This is a genomic window from Rhodococcus sp. C-2, from assembly GCF_027854095.1.
GTDB classification, from domain to species: Bacteria; Actinomycetota; Actinomycetes; order Mycobacteriales; family Mycobacteriaceae; genus Rhodococcus_F; species Rhodococcus_F qingshengii.
Window position 1 is genome coordinate 98933 of record NZ_JAQGFI010000016.1, and the last position, 22742, is coordinate 121674.

Annotated in this window: 22 protein-coding genes; 11 read left to right on the forward strand and 11 right to left on the reverse strand. The window is 61.5% G+C overall.

The features are described 5' to 3' along the window. Nucleotides 1-25 precede the first annotated feature (25 nt). Nucleotides 26-1957: a bifunctional copper resistance protein CopD/cytochrome c oxidase assembly protein gene (locus PCS43_RS28680; protein WP_047270589.1), complete on the reverse strand. Its 1932-nt coding sequence runs from the start codon at nt 1955-1957 to the stop codon at nt 26-28. A 179-nt stretch (nt 1958-2136) separates the two neighbouring features. Here PCS43_RS28680 and PCS43_RS28685 point away from each other — a divergent pair, with 179 nt between their 5' ends. The 6 genes from PCS43_RS28685 (at nt 2137) to PCS43_RS28710 (ending at nt 7370) form a co-directional block, all read left to right on the forward strand. After that, nucleotides 2137-3057: a cation diffusion facilitator family transporter gene (locus PCS43_RS28685; RefSeq protein ID WP_003944635.1), complete on the forward strand. Its 921-nt coding sequence runs from the start codon at nt 2137-2139 to the stop codon at nt 3055-3057. After that, nucleotides 3054-3581: a signal peptidase II gene (gene lspA / locus PCS43_RS28690; protein ID WP_047270588.1), complete on the forward strand. Its 528-nt coding sequence runs from the start codon at nt 3054-3056 to the stop codon at nt 3579-3581. The genes PCS43_RS28685 and lspA overlap by 4 nt, the downstream gene beginning before the upstream one ends. Before the next feature lie 240 nt (nt 3582-3821). Continuing rightward, nucleotides 3822-4889 carry a multicopper oxidase domain-containing protein gene (locus PCS43_RS28695; protein ID WP_434784316.1) on the forward strand — a complete coding sequence of 356 codons (1068 nt, stop codon included), beginning with the start codon at nt 3822-3824 and terminating at the stop codon, nt 4887-4889. Further along, the gene (locus PCS43_RS28700) at nt 4886-6148 is read left to right on the forward strand and encodes a ZIP family metal transporter (protein ID WP_011331646.1); all 1263 of its coding nucleotides are present in this window, start codon (nt 4886-4888) and stop codon (nt 6146-6148) included. Before PCS43_RS28695 ends, PCS43_RS28700 begins: the two co-directional genes overlap by 4 nt. Further along, nucleotides 6145-6564 carry a QcrA and Rieske domain-containing protein gene (locus PCS43_RS28705; RefSeq protein ID WP_011331647.1) on the forward strand — a complete coding sequence of 140 codons (420 nt, stop codon included), beginning with the start codon at nt 6145-6147 and terminating at the stop codon, nt 6562-6564. Before PCS43_RS28700 ends, PCS43_RS28705 begins: the two co-directional genes overlap by 4 nt. An 89-nt stretch (nt 6565-6653) precedes the next feature. Further along, on the forward strand, nt 6654-7370 hold the full coding sequence (locus tag PCS43_RS28710; protein WP_003944610.1) for a YwaF family protein: 717 nt from the start codon (nt 6654-6656) through the stop codon (nt 7368-7370). 443 nt (nt 7371-7813) lie between these two features. Here the strand turns inward: PCS43_RS28710 and PCS43_RS28715 are convergent, their stop codons facing one another. Further along, nucleotides 7814-8695 (reverse strand): helix-turn-helix domain-containing GNAT family N-acetyltransferase, encoded by an 882-nt coding sequence (locus PCS43_RS28715; protein WP_037131630.1) that lies wholly within the window; start codon nt 8693-8695, stop codon nt 7814-7816. Between the two features lie 99 nt (nt 8696-8794). Between PCS43_RS28715 and PCS43_RS28720 the strand changes: the two genes are divergently transcribed. The 3 genes from PCS43_RS28720 to PCS43_RS28730 are packed head-to-tail and all read left to right on the forward strand — an operon-like array spanning nt 8795 to nt 12450. Beyond that, on the forward strand, nt 8795-10147 hold the full coding sequence (locus PCS43_RS28720) for an NAD(P)-binding domain-containing protein (RefSeq protein WP_003944612.1): 1353 nt from the start codon (nt 8795-8797) through the stop codon (nt 10145-10147). Between the two features lie 10 nt (nt 10148-10157). After that, on the forward strand, nt 10158-11393 hold the full coding sequence (locus PCS43_RS28725) for an MFS transporter (RefSeq protein ID WP_011331649.1): 1236 nt from the start codon (nt 10158-10160) through the stop codon (nt 11391-11393). Nucleotides 11394-11409: 16 nt separating this feature from the next. Next, nucleotides 11410-12450, forward strand: coding sequence for a flavin-containing monooxygenase (locus PCS43_RS28730; protein WP_003944645.1), 1041 nt, complete (start codon nt 11410-11412; stop codon nt 12448-12450). An 81-nt stretch (nt 12451-12531) separates the two neighbouring features. Here the strand turns inward: PCS43_RS28730 and PCS43_RS28735 are convergent, their stop codons facing one another. The 3 genes from PCS43_RS28735 to PCS43_RS28745 form a co-directional block, all read right to left on the reverse strand. After that, nucleotides 12532-12792, reverse strand: coding sequence for a hypothetical protein (locus PCS43_RS28735; RefSeq protein ID WP_003944643.1), 261 nt, complete (start codon nt 12790-12792; stop codon nt 12532-12534). Continuing rightward, entirely contained in the window at nt 12789-13592 is an 804-nt protein-coding gene (locus tag PCS43_RS28740; protein ID WP_003944658.1) for a hypothetical protein, read from the reverse strand. Before PCS43_RS28740 ends, PCS43_RS28735 begins: the two co-directional genes overlap by 4 nt. Before the next feature lie 94 nt (nt 13593-13686). Next, nucleotides 13687-14409, reverse strand: a complete 723-nt coding sequence (locus tag PCS43_RS28745; RefSeq protein ID WP_003944653.1) for an SOS response-associated peptidase — start codon at nt 14407-14409, stop codon at nt 13687-13689. Between the two features lie 155 nt (nt 14410-14564). Between PCS43_RS28745 and PCS43_RS28750 the strand changes: the two genes are divergently transcribed. Next, nucleotides 14565-14702 (forward strand): hypothetical protein, encoded by a 138-nt coding sequence (locus PCS43_RS28750; protein WP_003944609.1) that lies wholly within the window; start codon nt 14565-14567, stop codon nt 14700-14702. Nucleotides 14703-15347: 645 nt separating this feature from the next. Here PCS43_RS28750 and ligD read toward each other — a convergent pair. Next, nucleotides 15348-16253, reverse strand: coding sequence for a non-homologous end-joining DNA ligase (gene ligD, locus PCS43_RS28755; RefSeq protein WP_080552816.1), 906 nt, complete (start codon nt 16251-16253; stop codon nt 15348-15350). 299 nt (nt 16254-16552) lie between these two features. Then, a complete protein-coding gene (locus tag PCS43_RS28760) occupies nt 16553-17899 on the reverse strand; it encodes an MFS transporter (protein ID WP_231915210.1) in 1347 nt (448 codons plus the stop codon). A gap of 275 nt (nt 17900-18174) precedes the next feature. On the opposite strand from PCS43_RS28760, the gene PCS43_RS28765 reads away from it, so the two are divergent. Continuing rightward, complete coding sequence (locus tag PCS43_RS28765) at nt 18175-18804, forward strand: TetR/AcrR family transcriptional regulator (RefSeq protein WP_054802509.1); 630 nt, start codon at nt 18175-18177, stop codon at nt 18802-18804. Between the two features lie 65 nt (nt 18805-18869). Here the strand turns inward: PCS43_RS28765 and PCS43_RS28770 are convergent, their stop codons facing one another. From PCS43_RS28770 to PCS43_RS28785, 4 genes are all read right to left on the reverse strand, one after another. Next, nucleotides 18870-19010, reverse strand: a complete 141-nt coding sequence (locus PCS43_RS28770) for a hypothetical protein (RefSeq protein ID WP_003944648.1) — start codon at nt 19008-19010, stop codon at nt 18870-18872. A gap of 59 nt (nt 19011-19069) precedes the next feature. Next, entirely contained in the window at nt 19070-19621 is a 552-nt protein-coding gene (locus tag PCS43_RS28775) for a GtrA family protein (protein WP_003944671.1), read from the reverse strand. A 49-nt stretch (nt 19622-19670) separates the two neighbouring features. Further along, the gene (locus PCS43_RS28780) at nt 19671-20720 is read right to left on the reverse strand and encodes an acyltransferase family protein (RefSeq protein ID WP_003944632.1); all 1050 of its coding nucleotides are present in this window, start codon (nt 20718-20720) and stop codon (nt 19671-19673) included. A gap of 277 nt (nt 20721-20997) precedes the next feature. Then, the gene (locus PCS43_RS28785; RefSeq protein ID WP_011331654.1) at nt 20998-22491 is read right to left on the reverse strand and encodes a SulP family inorganic anion transporter; all 1494 of its coding nucleotides are present in this window, start codon (nt 22489-22491) and stop codon (nt 20998-21000) included. Nucleotides 22492-22742: the final 251 nt, after the last annotated feature.

Sequence of the window (22742 nt, forward strand, 5' to 3'; positions counted from 1 at the left end):
CGCCCCGCTGCAAATGCACCTTCTCCTACTCATCTGCCGCGCGATGACATCTCGGCGAGCAGCACGCGTTGAGGAGAAGCCCTGTCGCGATTGCCAGGGGTATTGCTCCGATCGCGAGTATCAGTCCGGCACCGAACCGTTGATCTCGTGCGAGGTCGTCGAGCCAGCCGCGCTGCAACGATGTGAAGTACTGATCGGCAATCACCGCGTCAGTGGTGATCAGTGCTGCTGCGAGGCCCCCGTAGGCCAAGAACGCCGCAAGGAGCAGGGCCGTCCTGATCGCGGCGCTCGCTCGTCTCGGCAAGGGATCGACGCCGACCATGACCCAGAAGAACATGAAACCGCAGATCAGCAGGATTCCGTTGATCACCAGGTGGGGGACGTGCGAGCCGGCGACAGCGCTGTACATCCCTCCCAGGTAAAGGAGAGGCAGGGCTCCGGCGAAAATCACAGCAATCACATAGGGCTGGGACATGAATCGGAACCAGGAGCCTCTGTACACGCTTTGCGCCCATTCCCTCAGCCCCGGCGCATCTCCGGACGATCGCCGAACGGAGAGCCTGAACAGCGTGAACGGGGCGCCCAGGACCAGACAGAGTGGAGCAAGGACCGCCACGGCGGACGTTGCCGCCATATGCATACTCATCACTGCAGGTGCATACCTACCCACTCCCGATGATGTTGCGACAAGCAACACCAGGCACCCCAGAGCCCAGCTGACCGATCGGAACGTCGACCACTGCACGCCCTGCTGTCGGAGGCGAAAAACGCCGACGACGTAGCACGCAGCCAACACCACGGCGAGAGTTCCGAAAATGAGATCGAATCGCCAGTCGACGAGCAAGCGGCCCGCAGTCGGTACGCCATCGAGCGCATACCCGAGCACCTCCTCGACTCTGCTCGGATCCTGTCGCTCCGTGGGCGCCGGGGGCGGCGTGCGGCCCAGGGCGACGGCGATACCGACGGTTACTGCGAGAACCACCGACTCCACCACTGCCAGACGAATGAAGGTGCGACCGTCGCTAGGATCCTTCGTCAGTTCGGCGATCGCGATTTTCCGTTGGCGCCAACCTGCCAGTCCGGTGAGGACCAAGGCGGCGACTTTGGCAAGAATCAAGACACCGTAGGTGCTACTCCACACCGCGGTGAGCGGCACCCGCACGGCAGCGTTGACCACACCGCTGATCGCTATGACGACGAACGCCATGAGTGCCACGGCCGAGAAGCGGCGCGCGGCGAAGTCGAGATAGCTCCCCTTTCTGCGGGCATGCAACACGAGAGCCGCTATTCCTCCCATCCAAATCGACGCCGCGAGGATATGCAGAACCAAACTGTTCGTGGCGATGTCGTGGGATCCACCCGAAGAGGAGTGACCCGACAATGCCCTGGGGAGCAGGCTGAACAAAGCGAATGCGAGAAGTAACGGTGTCCACGAATATCGCAGGGTCAGACGACACGCAATCGCGAGCACGAGTGCGAGCCCTGCGGTCCATGCCCATGCAGTTGTGACATCGATGTCCGAAATCGCGCGAGCGAACAGCCCTGGATCGGCGAACACGACGGAGAGAGGTTGGCCTGAACTGTCCGAGAGGGTGAGTGGAACGAGCAGCGCCGCGCATACCGCCCAGATAGCGGCGGCGACGCTTGCGGTTCGTAGCGCCAGATATCCGTCGACATCGAGTACACCTGAGGCTTGAGGCGGAACGAGAACGGCAGCCAAAAGTAGACTGCCTACGGTCATCACGGCGGCAACCTCGCCGAACGCCATCACCGCCGGGAGTCCGTAAATCGTCAAGGGCCCCGGATCTGGAAGTCCGAGCAATCGCAGCGCCTCGGAAGTTGATGCGCGCGCCAATGCCGCCGCAGTGATTGCAGCTATGACACCCCATCCCAATACTTTCCGTATGGGTCGTCCGACGACGAGGGTATCGGCGCCGGACGGTTCGGTTTCGATCATTTGCGGGTGGACCTCTCAGCATTGTGGATCTCGCCCGCGCGATCGGCGCTCCGGACCAAAATACTATGACGGATAGTTGCATGGGTGCTTCAGCCAGGGTTTACTGAAACTCTCTCGTTGGCAAATATGCGCATATGAGAATACGACGCTCCAGTCATAGGCGAGAAGGGCATATCGAGATGGGTCACGGCCATGGGCACGGCGTTGCGGAACAAGCTGCGAGTGCATCGGGTAAACATGTCCGCAAATTATGGATAGCCGTCGGGCTCGGTCTGGTCACGTTCGTCACGCAAGTCATCGTGGGGTTGTCCACGTCATCGCTCGCCCTGCTCTCCGACTCCGCACACGTCTTCACCGATGTGTTCGGCATCCTCATGGCATTGACCGCTATCTTGCTTGCGCAAAGAGCGCGATCGCGCCCGGATCGCACGTTCGGTATGTACCGGGCGGAGGTGTTCGCTGCCTTGTTCAATGCCCTACTCCTGTTCGGTGTCGCCGGATGGGTTCTCTACGAAGCTCTCGGTCGACTTTCCGATCCGCCTGAGGTCCCTGGACTCCCGGTGAGCATTGTCGCTGTCGTCGGCCTCGTGATGAACATCGCGGCATTCTTGCTCCTTCGCAGCGGGGCGAAGGAAAGCATCAACGTCCGGGGCGCCTATCTCGAGGTCATGGCTGACATGCTCGGGTCCGTTGGAGTCCTGATCAGCGGATTGGTCACACTGATCTTCGGATGGCGGTACGCGGATCCGGTGATCGGTGTTGCGATCGGCTTGTTCGTCCTACCGCGTGCCTACAATCTCGGCCGCCATGCCCTGCGGATCCTGCTCCAGCACGCCCCCGCCGGCGTGAGCATCACCGAGGTGACGCAAGCCTTGCAGGGGATCCCCGGGGTCAAGGACGCCCACGACCTTCACATCTGGACGCTCACATCGGGCATGGAAGTTGCGTCGGCGCATCTGACGATCGACGAGGAGTCCGATCCGACCAAGGTTCTCGCTGCTGCCCAGGATCTGTTGGCCACCCAGTTCAATCTCGTTCACGCGACCCTGCAGGTAGAACCCGCCGCGGGTGACGGGCGTTGCCAGGAGCTTCCGTGGTGAGTACCAACGAGGTGACCACGAACGACAAATCCGCCCATCACAAGAGACGAATTCTCTTCGCTACGACGGCGCTGATTTCGGTCGTCGTCGCCCTGACGATTGAGCCCGTTGCGCGGAAGCACCTGTCCGGGGTCAACGAGATGGATCTGGGCGTCGTCAGTTTGAGGCTGGCATACAACAGTGGTGTCGCCTTCAGTCTGGGTAATCAGCTGCCGAGTGCCGTCATCATCGCCTTTACCGCTCTCGCCACCATGGGAATCGCCGTATACGCCTGGCGGAGTGTCCCGCAAAGTCGTGGGGTGGCTGTGATCGGTTTCGCTCTGATTGTCGCCGGAGCTGCCTCCAACGTGGTCGACCGAGCCCTCGACGGGAAGGTCACCGACTACTTCCACACCGGCTGGTGGCCCACCTTCAATCTTGCCGATACCTACCTCACCTGTGGATTCATCCTGGTCGTCGTGTCGCTGCTGGTCGAATCCTCGCGCGGGTCCGAACGTGAGATTCAGCGTCCGCAATCCGTGTGACCTGACTCGGAGCGAGGAGGGAGCCGGAGCGCTGTCAGCAGGGAAGCAGTCCATCTCTGCGAACTTCTGCGGTTCGAGGTGGCGAAACCACGACGCCCCCACTCGTCGAAAATTCGCGTGGTCCGCCTGTTTTCGGTCGAATGCGTTCGGATAGTTTGGGGGCTATGAAAATAAAGTTCGGCATGACAAACTTTGAGGTGTGACTCTCGTGACTGCCAGGAATGTCGATGCTTCGGTCGGGTGGCCATGAGCGCACCGTCGCGGCGACAATTGTTGATCGGTGGGGCGCTCGCCGGATCAGCCGGACTCATGATGAACGCAGGAAGAGTTGCGGGCGCATCGCCTACCGAGCATCCCGGAAACACCAACCCGAGTACCGCCGCACCTGACGGAGACGGCGGAGTCCGTCACGGCGGCACGAGCGGCGCGACCTTTCGGGCCGGTCAGCAGGTGAACCACACTGCCAACGGGTTTCATCCCACGGCAATGCTGCGTGACTTCGACTACGGGACGACCTCCGAATTGCCTGACGGTCGAACGCTACGCGAGTGGGAGATCTTCGCAGCCGACGAAGAGATCGAGGTAGCACCCGGAGTCTATTTTCCCGCGTGGACCTTCAACTCCCGCATTCCAGGTCCCGCCTTGAGATGCAGTGAGGGAGACCGGCTCCGAGTGAAGTTCGTCAACGGCTCCGCGCACCCACACACGATGCACTTTCACGGAATCCATCCCGCTGACATGGACGGAATTCCCGGGGTAGGTCGGGGCATCATCGAGCCGGGCGAATCATTCACTTACGAATTCGATGCAACCCCTTTCGGATTGCATCTCTATCACTGCCACGTCAATCCACTGGCAGAGCACATCGCCCGCGGCATGTACGGCACATTCATCGTCGATCCAGCTCAGGGGCGCCCGGCGGCTGACGAAATGGTGATGGTGATGCACGGCTACAACACCACATTCGACGGGCAAGGAAACCAGCTCTACGCGGTCAACGGCATCCCGTTCCATCACATGCACGAACCGGTACAGGTGAAACGAGGCGAGCTGGTTCGCATCTACCTGGTCAACGTCCTCGAATACGATCCGATCAACAGCTTCCACGTGCACGGGAACTTCTTCGACTACTACCCGACCGGGACTCGGCTCGAGTCCAGCGAATTCACGGACACGATCATCCAGGCCCAAGGTCAGCGCGGAATATGCGAACTGCGCTTTCCCTACCTGGGCAAGTACATGTTCCACGCCCACAAGACCGAATTCGCCGATCTGGGCTGGATGGGATTCTTCGAGGTGACCGAATGACCGGCACCCCAGATCCTCCCTCTCCTACGAGCACTCATGAGAATTCCTTTGACACTGCGGGTTCCGCGCATACAGAGTCCGATCAAACAGGCGCATCTCGCACCGGCCTTTGGCTCCGAGGCGCCGCAGTACTCGCGATCATCGTCATCGCCCTGACTGCGCTGGCAATGCTCGCCGGACAAAGCCTCCCCGAACGCACCGGCCCACCGATCGAGAACATCTCCGTCGAACGAACGGCCCTCGAACCAGGCCGAATCACGTTGACGCTACGCAACACCGGCCCCGACGCGGTGACCGTCGCGCAAGTTGCCGTGAACGACACATTCGTCGATTTGGTAGGCGCTGCAGATCCCATCGGCAGACTCGAGTCCCAGACGATCACCCTCGACTACCCGTGGATCACCGGACAGCCGTACCTCGTCTCGATGCTCACCTCCACAGGGTTGGTCATCGAACACGAAATTCCCGCTGCCGTAGCAACTCCCGTCCCGGGAGTGGCGTTCTTCGGCTTGATGGCTCTATTGGGCACATACGTCGGAGTCATCCCGGTCCTGCTCGGGATGCTCTTGCTACCTGTGATGCGGGGCGCCGGCGTCAGGGCAGTCAGATTCGTGCTGGCCGTCACGGTCGGTCTGCTCGCCTTTTTGATCTTCGACGGCACGAGCGAGGGGTTCAAGCTGGCAGCAGCCTCGAGCGGAGCCTTCGGCGGCGGCACTCTCGTCGTTCTCGGCGCGGCGATCGCCTTCCTGACGCTCACGTGCATCGACCGCTACCTACGCGGAAGACGCCCAGCCGGTACGACAGGTGCATCCGAACTCAGACTGGCACTGATGATTTCCATCGGCATCGGATTGCACAATCTCGGAGAAGGCCTCGCGATCGGATCCGCGTATGCGGTAGGTGAGCTTGCGCTCGGCGCGTTCCTCGTTATCGGATTCACCCTGCACAACACAACAGAGGGACTCGCGATCATCGCACCGTTGGCTCGGCGACGTACCCCCCTGTTGACCTTGTTGGGGTTGGGATTGATCGCGGGTGCGCCGGCAATTCTCGGTGCTGTTATCGGGGCGGGCGTCGACAACCGTGAAGTATCTGCGTTGCTGCTCGGAGTCGGGGTCGGCGCAATCATCCAGGTCGTCATCCAAATTGCACCGTCCTTGCGCACACAAGGCCGCTCGGATCTGGATCCGATGGTTCTCGTCGGCGTCGGTGTCGGAATACTCCTGATGTTTCTCACTGGTTTGGTGGTCCCCGCATGAGCACGATCGATCCATCCGACATCAAGGTCGGGCGCAGAACGGTCCTCCTCACAGCCTGCGCGACAACTTGTCTCGCCGTTGCCGGATGTAGCACCCAGAACAACAGCAATGCACCCGGCGTAACCCTGGGCAGTGCCGAGGTTCCGATATCAGCGGTTCCTGTCGGCGGCGGAGTCATTCTGGCGGACGAGCAAGTCGTGATCACCCAGCCGCAGGAAGGCGTGTTCCAAGCCTTCTCTGCGGTATGTACCCACCAGGGATGCGTAGTCTCCGAGGTCAGCGATGGAACGATCAACTGCCCATGTCATGGCAGCCGATACTCCATCGTCGATGGCTCGGTCGTGCAACGACCTGCTCAGAAGCCACTGCACAGCTACGCCCTTTCTCGCACCGCGGACACGATCATCGTCAACTAAGCCGGAGAACGGCACTTCCGAACTGGGACAGCTATCTGCGAAGGTTGTTATGGAACAGTGCGTTCGGCGGCGCTGAGGAAGTGAGAGATGTGTATTCTGCACAACCCGAGTTCTCGGCGTACGGCCCATCGCATTGGGCAGCCATCGCTCTGTTTGTCGCGGGTTCGGTGTTTCTGATCTGGGCGGGACGTAGACAGACCGAAGCGCAAGCTCGCCACCTCAGCCGCGCCCTCGGCGGAATACTGGCGGTGATATACGGCTCGGCGGTGCTCTACTCGCTGTCCTCACCCACGCTAGGAGGATCCGTACCCTTACAACTCACCGATCTCGCGACAGTGTCCGCGATCTACGCATTGTGGTCGCACCGACATTGGCCGTTCGCCCTCACCTACTACTGGGGGCTTGTATTGAGTACGCAGGCGTTGATTTCACCGGCTCTGGCCGGGCCCGACTTCCCCGGTTACGAGTTTCTTGCCTTCTGGGCGATTCACCTGTTTGTCGTCTGGGCCGCGATCTATCTCACGTGGGGCCGGAGAATGCGACCTACATGGCGCAGCTACCGCTTCGCGGTACTGGTCACGCTGACATGGGCGATAGTCACTTTCATCTTCAATCGCATCGCCGATACCAATTACGGCTTTCTCAACGCCAAACCTTCCACCGCATCGCTGCTGGACCTGATGGGTCCGTGGCCGGTGTATCTGTTTTCTGGGATGACAATCGTATTCATCATCTGGGCTCTGATGACGTGGCCGTGGGAGAGAGACGGAATTCTCGACAAGGACGCCGCGCAACCCGTGGTCTAGCCGTCCTCGCTCGACCTCCGCACCCCTGGCATGGACCGACCGCTTTTCAGCAACAATCTGCACAGTCCTGCCCAATCGAGCTACCGGGCAGCCGAGTGACAGGCAAGCGAGAGCAGCAGATGTGATACTCAACCGGCATGTAGATGCAGGCGGCGTTGCACACTCCGATCGGCGACTCGCGAAGACTTTCAGTTTCACCCGCTCCAGTTCGTCTGCACGTACATCCCCGACGGTGACCGCTCTGCTGTGAAGCCGCTGATCCCGAGCCCTCAAGAACTCACTGCAGGAGGACGTGACACCAGCCCACGAATAATTTGCCAGTTACAGCGGGAATCACGTCTCAGCAGATTCACTCTGCACTCGAGCTAAGGGGTTGCTTCGAGTTGCTGATCACATATGGCGGATCGATTGCCGAAAAATGCTTCGATTGGCGGTTCAGAAAATCAGGAATCCGCTGCCGTTCGGCGTTCGAGCAGGACTGTGTCGCGCCAGATCCCGTCGAGTTGGGCGATCTTCTCGCGGATCCCGATGGTGCGGAACCCTGCCGAGTGATGCAGGGAGACGGAGGCGCGATTTTCAGGGAAGATCGACGTCTGCAGGGTCCAGAGCCCATCCGCGTCCGCTGCCATGACTTGCTTGCGTAGCAACGCTTTTCCGACACCTCGCCCGCGCATCCCGTCGGCGACATAGACGGAATTTTCGGCGACTCCGCGGTAGCAGTCCCGCCCGGAGGTCGAACTCAGGGCAGCCCAGCCGACGACGACATCGTCGATGGTGGCGACCCAGCGATGATTCGGCAGCCACTGCGCATCGAGATACTCCCGGCTGGGGACTTCGGTGGTGAAAGTGGCGTTGCGCGTGGCGATCCCTTCGCCGTAGATCCGCAGAACGGCGTCCCAGTCGTCATCGGACATGACCCGGACGGCGACATCGTCAGGAAGATCGCTCGGGCAGCACGGCCGCGGCGCGAGAACTCCCATCACGATGTCGGCGGCCTGCGGCAACGCGACGCAGCACGTCGGATTCATCGCGACAACGGTGCTGGTCCCCTCTTTGCGCAGGCTGACGAATCCCACATCGGCGAGCTTACGTACATGGTGGGAGACCGTGGGCTGCCCGATCCCCAACGCCTCGGCGAGAGCCCCGATCGTGATGCCGCCAGCAGCGCTCGCGACGCGGTGCAGCAGCCGCACCCGCATCGGTTCGGCCAGGCACGCGAACCACTGCGCGTAGGTGTCGGCGTCAGCTTGCTCGAGCACATTCGAGTCGACCGCACCTGGGTCCGAATCGCCGACGCGCACCGTCGGGGTCTGCAGCGATGTCATGCACACACTATATCGACCTTCGTCGATGGTTGCATTCATCGACTGATATCGATACAGTTCGAATTAAAGATCGATCATTGTCGATGAAAGGAATTTGTGATGACCGAACTACCCGTTGTCGTGATCGGAGCTGGACCGATCGGCCTCGCCGCCGCCGCGCAACTGCGCGAACGAGGACTCACGCCGCTGGTGCTTGAGCGAGGCGCCGTCGCCGGTACGGCGATCGCCGAATGGAATCACGTCCGGCTCTTCTCCCGCTGGTCCGAACTCGTCGATCCCGCCGCGCAGTGTCTGCTCGAGCAGAACGGGTGGAGCGCTCCCGACGTAGATGCGTACCCGACCGGACAGCAGTGGCGTCAGCTCTACCTCGAACCCCTCGCCGCCGCCCTCGGTGATGCGGTGCAGTTCGACACCGAGGTGATCGGCGTCGCCCGACGTGGCCGCGACCTGGTCGTCGACGCCGGCCGCGATACCGAACCTCTCTCCATCCACCTGCGCCGCGCCGACGGCAGCGAGGACCGCGTCTTCGCCCAGGCCGTCGTCGATGCTTCCGGCACCTGGGGCACCCCGAACCCGCTCGGCGGGGAAGGACTGCCCGCCCTCGGCGAGAGGGCTGCCGCTGCCGCGATCACCTACCGTGTGCCCGACCTCGACGACGAGGCGATCCGTGCCCAGTTCGCCGGGAAACACACCGTCATCGCAGGCAGCGGCCATTCCGCACTGACTGCCATCGTCGCGCTAGCCGGACTCGAAAAGCAAGCCCCCGGTACGCGCATCACGTGGGCTGTTCGCCGCGGGGCTATCGGTTCCGCGTTCGGCGGCGGTGAGTCGGACGAGCTGCCCGCTCGCGGCGCACTCGGACTCCGCGCGAAGAAGGCTGTCGACGACGGACTTCTCACCGTGGTCACCGGTTTCCGCACCGCCGCCGTCGAATCCGCCGACAATGGTCAGCTCGCACTGGTCTCCGATGCCGGCACCCGGATCGAGAACGTCGACAACGTCGTCACCTTGACCGGATTCCGCCCCGACTTGTCGTGGCTGTCGGAAATCCGACTCGGCCTCGACCCCGTGCTGCAGGCCCCGACACAGTTGGCGCCTCTGATCGACCCGAACGTCCACTCCTGCGGCACGGTCTATCCGCACGGCGCGAAAGAACTTCGCCATCCCGAACCGGGTATGTACCTGGCGGGGATGAAGAGCTACGGCCGCGCGCCGACGTTCCTGGCGATGACCGGGTACGAGCAGGTACGCAGCATCGCCGCCGAACTCGCCGGCGATCACGAGGCCGCCGCCCGGGTGGAGTTGATCCTCCCGGAAACCGGAGTCTGCGGCGGCGCTGGTGTTTTCGACGAACCCGATACCGCGGAATCCGAGGGTGGCTGCTGCGCCGCACCTGCTCCGGAGCTGATCTCGCTGTCCAGTCCCTCCGGCAGTTCCAACTCCTGCGGATAGGGCACAGCCGATGACGACCATCGAAGATCCGCCTCGCCCCGTCAGCCTCGATCCGTCGGGGCTGCGGCGGGTCCTGGTGGCGCTGTGTCTGACCGAAATCACCAGCTGGGGGATTCTGTACTACGCGTTTCCCGTTCTGTCGGTAGCCATTTCCCGCGATACCGGATGGTCGAGCGCTGTGATCGTGGCGGCGTTCTCGGTCAGCCAACTCGCCGCCGCCGCCGTCGGCATACCGGTGGGACGGATCCTCGATCGCCACGGGCCCCGCTGGGTCATGACCACAGGATCTGTACTCGCTGTACCCGCACTGGTGGTCATCGCGACAGCTCACACCCTCCCACTGTTTTTCGCGGGTTGGGTGTTCGCCGGAATCGCGATGGGCGCGGTGCTGTATCCACCGGCATTCGCCGCACTGACTCGCTGGTACGGCGACAACTACGTCAAAGCACTGATGATTCTCACCCTCGCCGCGGGTCTGGCCAGTACCGTCTTCGCGCCGCTGTCTGTCGCTCTGGCCGATCGATTCGATTGGCGCACAACCTACCTGATCCTCGCGGTCATACTGGCTGTGATCACCATCCCCGGACATATCTGGGGTTTGCGTGGCGGATGGCCCAACCCCGACCGGCTACCCCATGCGCAGCCCGGCGACTATCACCGCACCTCCCGCAGCATCCCATTTCTTGCTCTGCTCGTCGCCCTCGCTGCAGCTGCCTTCGCCGCATCCGCCGGCGTCTTCAACCTCGTACCGCTGCTGATCGAACGCGGTTTCAGTCCCAGCCTCGCCGCACTCACTCTCGGATTGGGCGGCGCCGGTCAGGTCATCGGCCGCATCTTCTACCTACCGCTCGCAGCGAAAACCAGTGTCCGCGTACGCACGGTATCGGTCATCGTCGTTGCCGCCCTGAGCACCGCGTGGTTAGGTCTGGCGAGCTCGGCGGCGGCGTTGATCGGCATCGCCGTCGGCGCCGGACTGGTCCGCGGCATCTTCACGTTGATACAGGCCACCGCCATCACCGACCGCTGGGGCGGTGAACACTACGGGCGCCTCAACGGGCTGATGTCCGCGCCGATCGTCATCGTCATGGCCTTGGCGCCGTGGGCCGGCGCCGTGCTTTCCACCTGGACCGGTACTTACGCCCACGCCTACCTCGTCCTTGGAGCGATCGCCCTGGTCGGCGCGGTGATCAGCGCAGCAACCATCCCCGCCCTCCGCACCATCACAACGATTCCGATCACTTCCTGACCGAAAGAGAACTCTCATGACGCACTACGACGCGATCGTCGTCGGGGGCGGTCAGTCCGGCTTGGCCGCAGCGCATCATCTGCGCCGCCAGCGGCTCGACACCGCAATCGTCGAAGCTGGTAGCGAACCTGTCGGATCCTGGCCGCAGTACTACGACAGCCTCACTTTGTTTTCACCAGCAAAGTACAGCTCCCTCCCCGGTTTACCGTTCGGCGGCGACGGTGACCGCTATCCCGGCCGCGACGAAGTCGTCGACTATCTCCGGCGTTACGCGAAGACTCTCGATGTGGATTTCCACGTCAACGAGCGAGCCGACACGGTCACCACCAGCGAGGGCCAGTTCACCGTCCGGACCGACAGCGGATCCATCTTCACTGCCCCTCGAATCATTGCCGCCACAGGAGGATTCGGCACTCCCCACATTCCCGCACTGAAGGGGCTCGATGCCTTCACCGGGACTGTTGTGCACGCCGCCGACTACCGCGAACCCACCACCTACACGGGGCAGAACGTCATCGTCGTCGGAGCCGGGAACTCGGCAGTACAGATCGCTGCCGAGCTCGCCGAAACAGCCGATGTGATCCTGGCCAGCCGAAAACCCGTGACATTCGCGCCGCAACGCCCTCTACGTCGCGACATGCATTTCTGGTTCAAGTACACCGGAATCGACACCCTCCCGATCGGGCATCTCCTCTCGCGGCCACCGACGTCGCCGGTGTTCGACACCGGCCGCTACCGCGCCGCGCTCACCGCCGACGCACCGCAACGCCGCGCCATGTTCACCAAACTCGAAGGAAACCAAGCCTTCTGGCCCGGCGGCACCACAACAACCGTCGACGCGGTCATCCTCGCCACCGGATACACCCCCAACCTGGACTACCTCACAGAACTAGGGGCACTCACCGACACCGGCCGTCCCCGCCACAAGAAAGGTCTGTCCACCACCCACCCCGGGCTCGGGTACGTGGGACTGGAATGGCAACGAAGCCTCTCGTCCGCGTCCCTACGTGGGGTGGGCCGCGATGCACACCATGTCGTCCGGACTCTCGGAGTCTGAAACCGACGTGATGGCATCGTCTACCGAAAGTCTCGTCTCCTCAAAGCTTCACCCACCCACATTTGCAGATGTGGTCAATGGTCAACCGCAAAGTCTGTCTACAAGCCAACCATTGGCCATCGTGCATTTTCCCGCCCAGTACCTCAAAATTCCGTCCAGGTATCCGGACATGTACAGCGCGGACGTTTTCACCCGCATGCTCACGTGATCGGCGCGTGATGCTCCCCCACGCCCGAGCGGGAGCGCGCGGCCGATGTCGACTTTCACTGCCCTCGGCTCGTCGAATGTCCTGATCACGGGGTGATCGGGCCAGCGTTCGGTCCAGTGGTCAGTGTTGATCACTGTGCAGCCCTCAATGGCGGTGTCGATGCGAGGGCGGTGTCGTCGACGGTCGCCCAGCGGAGCTGTCCGCTCTCGTCCCGGATCTCCAGGCTGCCGGTGCGTTGTTGAAATCCTTTGCCGACGGCCGCGACGTCGAGCCGAACCCCTGTCACACGCCCTCTCCCCGCCGTGAGTCCTGTGTATCCGGCCACCCGCGACGAGATCCGCAGATCCGGACCGTCCCATTGCCCTTCAGTGACAATCAACAGCGATCCCTTACTCCTCGCACGCGCGGCCACAGCCCTTCCGCGAGAGGGCGTTACAGCGCCACCAGAGAGGCCCAGGACAACCACGTCGAAACCCTCCAACAGAATTGCGGCGCAGTCGATTCCAGCATCCTTGGGCTGCGGCACGAGCGCGACCTTCGCCAAGTCGCCCCCTTGCTCGTGGAAGGCGAGAAGTCCGAGACCGGGCATTCCGATCACCGCCACGTGCCCACCGGCAGCGGTGACGGTGGCGAGTAGGCCGATCAGGACCGAGGCTGCGCCGTCGACACTGACGACGGTCCCTCGTGCCAACCCCCCGCGTGGGAGCAGATCACCGATCGGCTCCGGAACGGGAAGCATCCGGAGAGTCGATTGCGCGGTGGCCACGATCGGAGTTGGCTCACGCTCGCCTACGGGTTTGAGCATCACCGACGGAGTAGCTGGTTCGGTGCCGTCCGCGCGGGCAGGGATCGAGGCCATCTTGCGGCGTAGCTGTTCGAGCTTTTCCGCCTTGGTCAGCACTGTTGTTGCTGACGAGTGGGGCTTTTGGTTCATCGTCGCCCCGCTTTCCTGGATCCGCACGCACTTCCCGCCCACCAGGATACTCGAACACAGGTTCGATAAAAACAGAGTCGGGAGCGGTTGGGTTTTACGCCGGTCCAGCGATCGGCTCCAGCAAACTCGGATCGTTATTCCTCGGAGAGTTCACCGCGGTCGAGACTTCGTACGGTTCGAGGTGCGACTCCGGAACGGAGTTGATCATGGCCTGGACTTCACCTTTGTCGGTGAGATTCGGATCGAGCCAGTGTTCCCAGAACGATTCAGGCAGAATCAGCGGGGACCTGTCGTGTATGTGTCCCAAGGAATCTGAGGCTGGCCGAGTCAAGACTGTGCAGGTCCATACCCACTTGTTCGGATCATCTTCGGGCAGTTCAGGATCGGGCCACAACTCGTAGAGCCCGGCCATCGCGAGAATGTCGTCCTCGCCGTGAAGAAAATAGGGAACCTTCGACCCTGCTTCACTTTTCATCCACTCGTAGTATCCCGTGGCCGGGATGATGGCACGCCTTTTGGAAGCACTACTTCTGAATGAGGGCTTCTCCGTGACGCTTTCACTGCGGGCGTTGATCAGCTTGGACGCCATCTTCCGGTCTTTTGACCAAGCAGGGAGCAAGCCCCATTTGACCGTCCTGAGCTGGCGCTGGGGCTCGGCGCCGGGTTCCTCGCGTGGGGTTCGTTCGAGGATCACGCGGACGGGCTGAGTGGGTGCGACGTTGTACGACGGGGGCAGTTCGTCGCCGACAGTCTGCATCGTGTCGAAAAACGACTGCAATTCCTTACCTGAGCTTCGGTTGGCGTAGCGCCCGCACATGGCCTGACCTCCTCGTAGTCGGTTCCTATCCCATTGAACAGCGTGGGTCCTACTTCCACGCTCGCATGGCGTGTGATGATCTCAGCAAATACATCACAAGCAGGGAAAGGGGTTGTGCGATCAACGGTCCCCGGCCGGCACCTGCCGATGTCGCGTTGGCGGTCGCGTCCGCCACAGTCCTCGGTGTCACGGTCGGGGTTCTCCTTGCCGAAGTGGTGGCCGGCGTTGTGGTCGGAGCCGGCACCGCGGTTGTCTTCCGTTTCGTACTGCGCTCGATCATCACCCGAAAATGACCTTCTTTGCTGGTCAGCAGCGCGGAATAAGTTCGCGCATCGTCTCGTTGTAGAGGCTGTCGGTGTTCGGTTCTTTGCCCCGGGTACCACCCCAGAAATGCCGCTTCGAGCGGCCACTTGCCGAGAGGCGCAAGACGGGCACCGACCCTGTGAAGCCGCTGGACACCCTTTTCGGGGCCGGCGGCTTCGTCATATCCGGTGGCGATCAGTGGCGGCCGGGGAGGTCGACTGGCGGATGTGCAGTATTCGAAAGGTGCTGTATTCCGGCCGACGATGGAGACTAAATCATGCGCCAACGCAGTGAGGACCGAACTTCAGTCGACAAAGCCAACAGGGCGCTTCGGTGGCTACTGCTGGGATGGAGCGTGGGCAATGTTGCTGTGTGGTGGATCCACCTCGCCCGACGCAGCAGTCGTGAAGTCCAGGTTTCGCTGATAAAGCCCAGGACCCTTCGGTGAACGCACCTGGATTGATATGGGAGGCTTCCTCGCGTATTGCTCGCTGGCATCCCTCCTGGCCATTCTGGTTTGGTACATCCTGGCTCGTAGATGATCCCGTCGTTTACTTAGGCTGCGGAAACGGGCTCCAATACAACCACCAAATTGTCCATCAGCGAATCTTTCTGATTTGCACTGTTGCAGTGACTCAGTGACGACCCGGTACGTTGACCTCATCGGCGGTCTTGTCGTTGCGCAGCCCTCGAAAGGATGGGTGCCGAAGGCTGCCACCGGTGTACTCGCGGTATTCCACGTCGCAGACAAGGATCGGCCTCGACCAGGATGCATTGCGGGTGACCGCTCGCGGCGGCTCGATAGTGAACGGGCTGATCGGCTGATGGAGTTCGACGAGCTTGTCTCGTAGTTCGCGCCGCTGTCGATCGGTCAGACCCGTACCAACGTTTCCGATATATCTGAGGACCCTTGAATCGTCGTGAGCGCCGAGGATCAACGATCCGACTCCTCCTGCCGCACCTCCCGAGCCGGGGAGGAAGCCGCACACTACGGCCTCACAATTAGCTCTCAGAGGCGTTTTGATCCAGTCGCGAGATCGCTTGCCGGACTGATAGATCGAGGAGATGTTCTTGGCCACGATACCTTCCAGATGGTGTTTGCGCGCCACCTCGAGCATGGTCGGTCCGTCGACGTTGAGCCAGTGCGGTGGGACTTTGATGCGCGGGTGTTCGAGACTGAGATTGGCGAGCGCCTCGCGGCGCTCGAGATAGGGCAGATCGCTGGTTGATGTGCCGTCGATGTCGAGGACGTCGAACACGTAATACGAGGTCACGGCCTCGTTGCGGAGCTGTGCGGTGGGTCTGAGCACGTGCATCCGGCGTTGCAACAGGGAGAAGGACGGCACACCGTCCGGTCCGAGGGCGACGATTTCCCCGTCGAGGACGGTTTCTCGGTGTTCGAGCACCGAGCGGAGTGCATCGACGATCTCGGGGAATGATGCGCTGATGTTGTTACCGTTGCGCGACCAGAGCATCGGATGCACGGAACCTGTTGTTGCTATTGCTCTTTGGCCATCCCATTTCGATTCGAAGGCCCTTATCTGAACTAGTGCGTAGCGACGCCTGGTCGAACTGGGGAATTTTTTCTATATCTGCTCGGCTCATCTGTCGAGGGCGCCCAATGGGCGGAGTTTTCGCGGGGTTTCACCGCAGTCGTAGCGGTGAGAGTTCGGCCCTAGTCGCTCAGCGACTTGGGCGGATGCCAGGAGGAGAGGCAGATAACAAATTTGCCGAGACTGGTGACGGTGCCTCCCAAGGCCAGCACGTCATATCTCACAAAACCGGACAGCACGCGATCAGTTCTCGACCTCAGCTGTATATCTTTGGCGGGGTAGAGGTTTCATTCTGCGTGGTCCCTGTGCGCCGGTAAGGCCAGCGCACAGAGTGCCGTCACGATCATGATTGCCGCAATGGCGTAGAACGCACCGTTGTACGAGGCCAGGAGGTCGTCCTTGTCGAGACTGCTCGTAGCTGCATAAGTGACCAGGACGGAGAGCCCGAGCGCGCCACCGATCTGTTTGGTGGTATTCATCAGCCCTGAGGCAGCACCCGCGTCGGCGGCGGGGATCCCTGAGGTGACAGCAGCAGTGATGGGAGTGTTCAGTATTCCACTCCCGACGCTGAAGATGATGGCGGGCAGAAGGATTCCCTGCACATAACCGCTGTCGGTATCGAGTTGGGCTTGTACCCAGAATCCTGCAGCAGCCACGATCGATCCGGATGCAATGAGAAAGCGGCCGTCAATTCTGCCCATCATCCAGGGAGTCAGCCCCACCCCGATAGCTATCGCGACAATGGTATGAGGCAGAAAGGCCAGACCTGTTTGTACGGGGCTGTAGCCGAGAACATTCTGCATGGACAGAGTCAGGAAGTACCACATCGGGTTCAGGCATGCTCCAGCCAGCAGCATGATCACATTGCCGATGGAGACTGCCCTGTTCCGAAAGATATGCAGCGGTATCAGAGGTGACGATGTCACCCATTTTTCGACGACGACGAAGGCGATCAGGAGCGATACGCCAATCGCAATGCCAGAGATGGTCGAGTTTGCCGACCAACCATCATCTGCAGCCTGGGCGATACCGTAAGCCAAGGATCCGAGACCTGCTGTCGCCAAGACTGCTCCAGCGAAGTCCAGTCGTGGACGCGGCCCAGAGGGACGATCAGCGGCAATATAGCGAACAGCCAGCAGCACTGCAGCCATCCCGATCGGCACATTGATCAGCAGCGTCGACCGCCATGTCAGATATTCGGTGAGGATACCTCCCACCAAATTTCCTGCTGTACCGCCTGCGATGCCCACCGCCGTCCAAGTGGCCAGTGCACGAGTGCGACGAGGGCCTTCGGGGAAAGTGGCGGTCAAAACAGTTAGCGTCGCTGGCGCGAGGATCGCAGCACCCAAGCCTTGAACCGCCCTGGCCACGACGAGAAGAGACGCCGAATTTACGAGGCCACCGGCGAGGCTTGCTCCGGAAAACACTGCCAAGCCGATCAAAAAGACCCGTCGGCGCCCCAGAAGATCCGCCAGACGGCCACCGAGCAGCAGGAAGCCCGCAAAGGTCAATGCGTAGGCATTCACTACCCATGCCAATCCGCCAGCGTCGAACCCAAGACTCTCGCGGATGGACGGCAGAGCAACATTCACCACCGAGATATCAAGAACAACCATGAACTGCGCGGCACACACCACTGCGAGTGCGATGCTCGCGGAGCGATGTCGGTTTTCCTCGACGAGCGTGGTGTTCATCGGACTTCGAGGCATAGGCCACTCCCCAAAACTTGGTACATCTGTATCTTATACAAACGTACCAAGGTGAGTTTTTGCAGATGTCGAGTTCCGGCTCTACCTCCGACACAGGGAGCCCTCGCGGAGCCACAGTTTCCGAGCACAAGACAAGCGGTACAGACGTATCATCTACGGCTGTACCAGGATCGGTTCGACACATGCAGGGAGATTTCACGGTGCCACGCAGACCCGACCCCACCCGGCGCCGTGCAGAAATTGCCGAGGCGCTTGTTCGTGCCGCCAATCGAGACGGTCTGCATGCGGTAACAATGAGATCCGTCGCCGCCGAAGCCGGTGTGTCGCTGCGGTTGGTGCAGTACTACTTCACCAGCAAAGAGGAGCTCCTGGTCGGCGCTCTCCAACATCTGGAACAAAGTAGCCAGGAGCGATGGGCACAACGACTGGCCGATCTTCCGAGTCCTCCGCCACCACGATCGATCATCGATGCGTTCGCGGCCGAAGCGTTGCCAACCGACGAACCCAGCAGCATGTTTCATCTGGTGTGGATGTCCTACGCGGTTCTCGCGATGACCAATACTCAGGTTGCACGGCATCCGTCCATCAGCGGCATCGACCGACTGGAGCGCCAACTCACCGAAGCACTGCAACGCTCGGCGGATGCCGACGAACTTGTCGACTGTGACGCGGCGATTGAGGCTGCACGCCTGGTGGCACTGGTCAACGGTCTGGGCACGAGCATCCTGGTCGGTCAGCGCTCCATAGATCGAGCCACCGAAGTAATCACCTACCACCTCGATCGCCTCTTCGCGGTTCCACCAGCAACGATCACCGAGCCTGCCACCTGATTACAACTGCAGTGCCGGCATCTACGCTCGACGAACCCCTGGGCTGCGGGGCCAGCTGAGGTGATTCAGCGAAAGATTGCCCATACTGCGAGGACTACCAGCAGTACGGCAAGGACGAACAAAACCACGAACGTGGCGGTGGGATGGTCGTTGATCCATTCGCTGAGTGCGTGGAGGCGGGTCGATGCATCGGATGTGATGGTCATGCCGTCACTTTCATGAGTTCACACCTGGAGTGGTTTCCGGTGAGGTGGCGGATGGGTGGTCAGGCCGGTGGGTCGAGCCTCTCCGTCGCCGGGACGGCAGCGGCGTCGAAGTCCGCGGCCGAAGTCGAGCGAACTCGCTGCCACGCGTGCCAGAGGAACCACGTCGAGAGAAAGGCACCGACCACGGTGCTCGCGACGAAATCGCTTGCGGTTTCAGTGAGGGCATGCACGTGGGGTTCCCTCAATTCCAGGTGGTATCGGGCAATCCAGAGGGGAATGGCACCGAGAGTGATGGAGACTGCCATGAGGGCGAAAAAGGTTGCTGCCCAGCGTCCTCCGCTTGCATGATCGATGTCGGCGAACGACCATGCCAGGCACAGGATGTATGCGTACACGGCGGAGATCAGTGCGGCGAGCATGTGCGCTGTGACCGGATTGTCTGTGAGCGCCGTCCATTTCAGGATCGAAAACAGTGTCGTCGTGGCCATGGTGCCCGCTGTTGCGATCAGGAGGAATTTCACGGCTTCGGGGTAGCGCAGAAGCCTCGCGATCCAGCGCTGCGGCAGGGCGTACACGAGGGCTTGGGAGAGGATGGTCAGTGCCGAGGTCACGTTTGCGCTTTCCGGCGTGGGGGCTGGGGGAACATGTACGACGAAGGTGTCATGAGGTGCTCCGGCGCGGCATGACGAAGAGCCATCGTTGTCCGGCGGAGGTCAGCGCTGCGTGAATCGCCAGGGATCCACCGACTGCAACGGTGGCTACCAGGAGGGGGCCGAACACCAACAGCGCGTTACGGGTGAAATCGAAGCCTGCGTGAACAGCGGCGACCACGATGATGCCGAGAAGTACTTCGTGCATGAGGTACACCGGCAAGGTGAGTGTTCCGAGCTTTCTGAAGGGGGCGAATATCCGCAGTGCCTGCAGTTGCGATGTGAGAGTGATGCCGACGAACAGACCCAAGGCGCTCAGGGTGATCGTCGCGGCGCCGACCGAGGTGATGTACCCATTGACGTGCAGGGCGTACGCGAGCGCGAATGCGGTGCCGGAGAGCGCGAGACGTGTCATCGTCGTCGATGCGGCGGCGGCGCGGATCATCTGTTGCAGGTGCGCTCCGGCGAGGAAGAAGAGGAAGAGTTCCATCATGTTTCCCCAGGTCCAGTCGACGCCTCCGATGCTGGGAGCGGTGAAGGCCAACGCGATCGCACCGAGCAGTTGGACTCGATAGTCGATTCCGCCGAGTGCTTTCGTGAGCACCGTGTACACCGCGAGTGCGTAGAGGAACCACAACCCGCTGGTCGGTACGACCAGCGCAGTGATCAAGTTCAGTGGGCTCGAGGTTTCGTCGGTTCCTGCGGTGGCCGGAAAGGCGCTGAAGAACACGAAGCGCAGAACCGTCCACATGAGGTAGAGGTATGCCAGAGGCAGGACTCGCCGCCGGATCACCGTTGCCCACGGCAGTGATGTCACTTTGTGTGCGAAGAGGCCGGCGGTGAGGAAGAACAAGGGCATCCGAATCGGTTCCGCAACAGCGTTGATGTCGTTCCAGATCCCTGCGGCCAACCCGCGGGTGACGAGAAAGTTGGTGCTGTGCAGGAGGACGACCAACGCGATGCTGATCCCTTTCGCCAGGTCGACCCAGTCCACCCGCCCTGTGTGCGCTGCCGTATCGCCCGATTTCGGTTCGATGGTTCCGTCGTTGATTCGGTGCACCGGATCTTTCTCCTCGATGGTGTTGGGCGGACGTGACTCTCATGGACTTGGCGGCGGTCGAACACCCGCCACAACTTTACTCTTACGTTACAGTAGGTTTATCGAGGGTCCGGAGCGTCCTGGTGCCATTTCACCGACCGCCGCGAACGGGGGCCCGCCGGGTGGCGAGTTCCGGTTTCTCGACAACACGGCGAGAACCAGACGTGAAGTACCACCATAATTCGTTGCGCTACAGCACAATTAGGTGATAACCGAGCGCAGACGGCGTCCACCCATCTCAATGCGATGAAGTGAGGGTGCCGCTGAGCCCTCGGTGACGCTCGAGGCTGGCGCCGTCGAGACCGATGATCTCGACGTGCTTTCCCTTCGCTTCGTACTTGTGCTGAATGGCATCGAGAGTGGCGACCGTCGAGGCATCCCAGATGTCGGCACCGGTGAGGTCGATGATCACGTTCGCCGGATCGTCGACGTAGTCGAACTGATAGACCAGATCGTTGCTCGAAGCGAAGAACAGCTCCCCGGTCACCCGATAGACGCGGGTATCGACGAGTCCGTCCTCGTTGGTGTCCGCTTCGGACACCTTCTCCACATTCGTCAGATGCGCGACGCGGCGGGCGAACATCACCATCGCCGTCAGCACACCGACGATCACGCCGTAGGCGAGGTTGTGTGTGGTGACGGTGACGATCACGGTGGCGGCCATGACGAGGGTTTCGCTACGCGGCATGCGGCGCAGGGTCTTCGGGTGCACACTGTGCCAGTCCATGGTTCCGACGGAGACCATGATCATCACCGCTGCGAGCGCGGCCATCGGGATCAAGGCGACGACGTCACCGAGTCCGACGACGAGGATCAGCAAGAACACTCCGGCCAGGAACGTCGAGATGCGGGTGCGGGCGCCGGATGCTTTGACGTTGATCATGGTCTGGCCGACCATCGCGCAACCACCCATGCCACCGAAGAATCCGGTCAGGACGTTCGATACTCCCTGCGCCCACCCTTCGCGGGTCTTGTTCGAGTGCGTGTCGGTGATGTCGTCGACCAACTTCGCCGTCATCAGCGATTCGAGGAGGCCGACCAGCGCCATCGCCAGCGCGTAGGGAGCGATGATGGTGAAGGTGTCGACGGTGAGCGGCACATCAGGAAAGAACAGCGACGGCAGGCTCGACGGCAATTCGCCCTCGTCCCCGACGTCGGGGACGTTCAACGCGAAGACCACCGTCGCCGCGGTCAGCAGCACGATCGCCACCAGTGGTGCCGGTACTGCGGTGGTGAGTTTGGGGAGCAGGATCATCACCAGCAATCCGACTCCGACCATCGGATACACCATGGCGGGGACACCGATCAGGTGTGGGAATTGGGAGGTGAAGATCAAGATCGCCAGTGCGTTGACGAAACCGATCATCACGCTGCGCGGGATGAAACGCATCAACTTGGCAACACCGAGGACACCGAAGGCGATCTGAAAGATGCCGGCCAGGATGACGGTGGCGATGAAGTAATCCAGTCCGTATTCACGTGCAACCGGCGCAATGACCAGGGCTATCGCACCGGTAGCGGCGGAGATCATTGCCGGGCGGCCTCCGAGGAATGCGATGGAGACGGCCATGACGAAGGATGCGAACAGCCCCACACGGGGGTCTACGCCGGCGATGATGGAGAACGCGATCGCCTCGGGAATCAAGGCGAGGGCAACGACCAATCCGGCGAGGACCTCGGTTTTGAGTAGTCGCGGTGATCGCAAGGCGCTCATGACCGTCGGTGCGGTCATCTGTGCGTCCCGAATGGTCGAGGGTGGTGAGGCATGTGCTGCCACGATGCTCCGTTCACGTGTGAGCAGGAGAGTTCCTACTCGGCTGGGGTGGCGCGTCGTGCGCCGGGGATGCGTGCGGCAAACCTGGGAATCTCCTGGCCGCGGCCGCCTGGACAGGCGACGGGGTTGACCGAGAACGGCGAACCCTACTCTTACGGAATGGTAGAGTTTGGTTACCGGATAGGCAAAATAGTGTGACGCGCCCCACC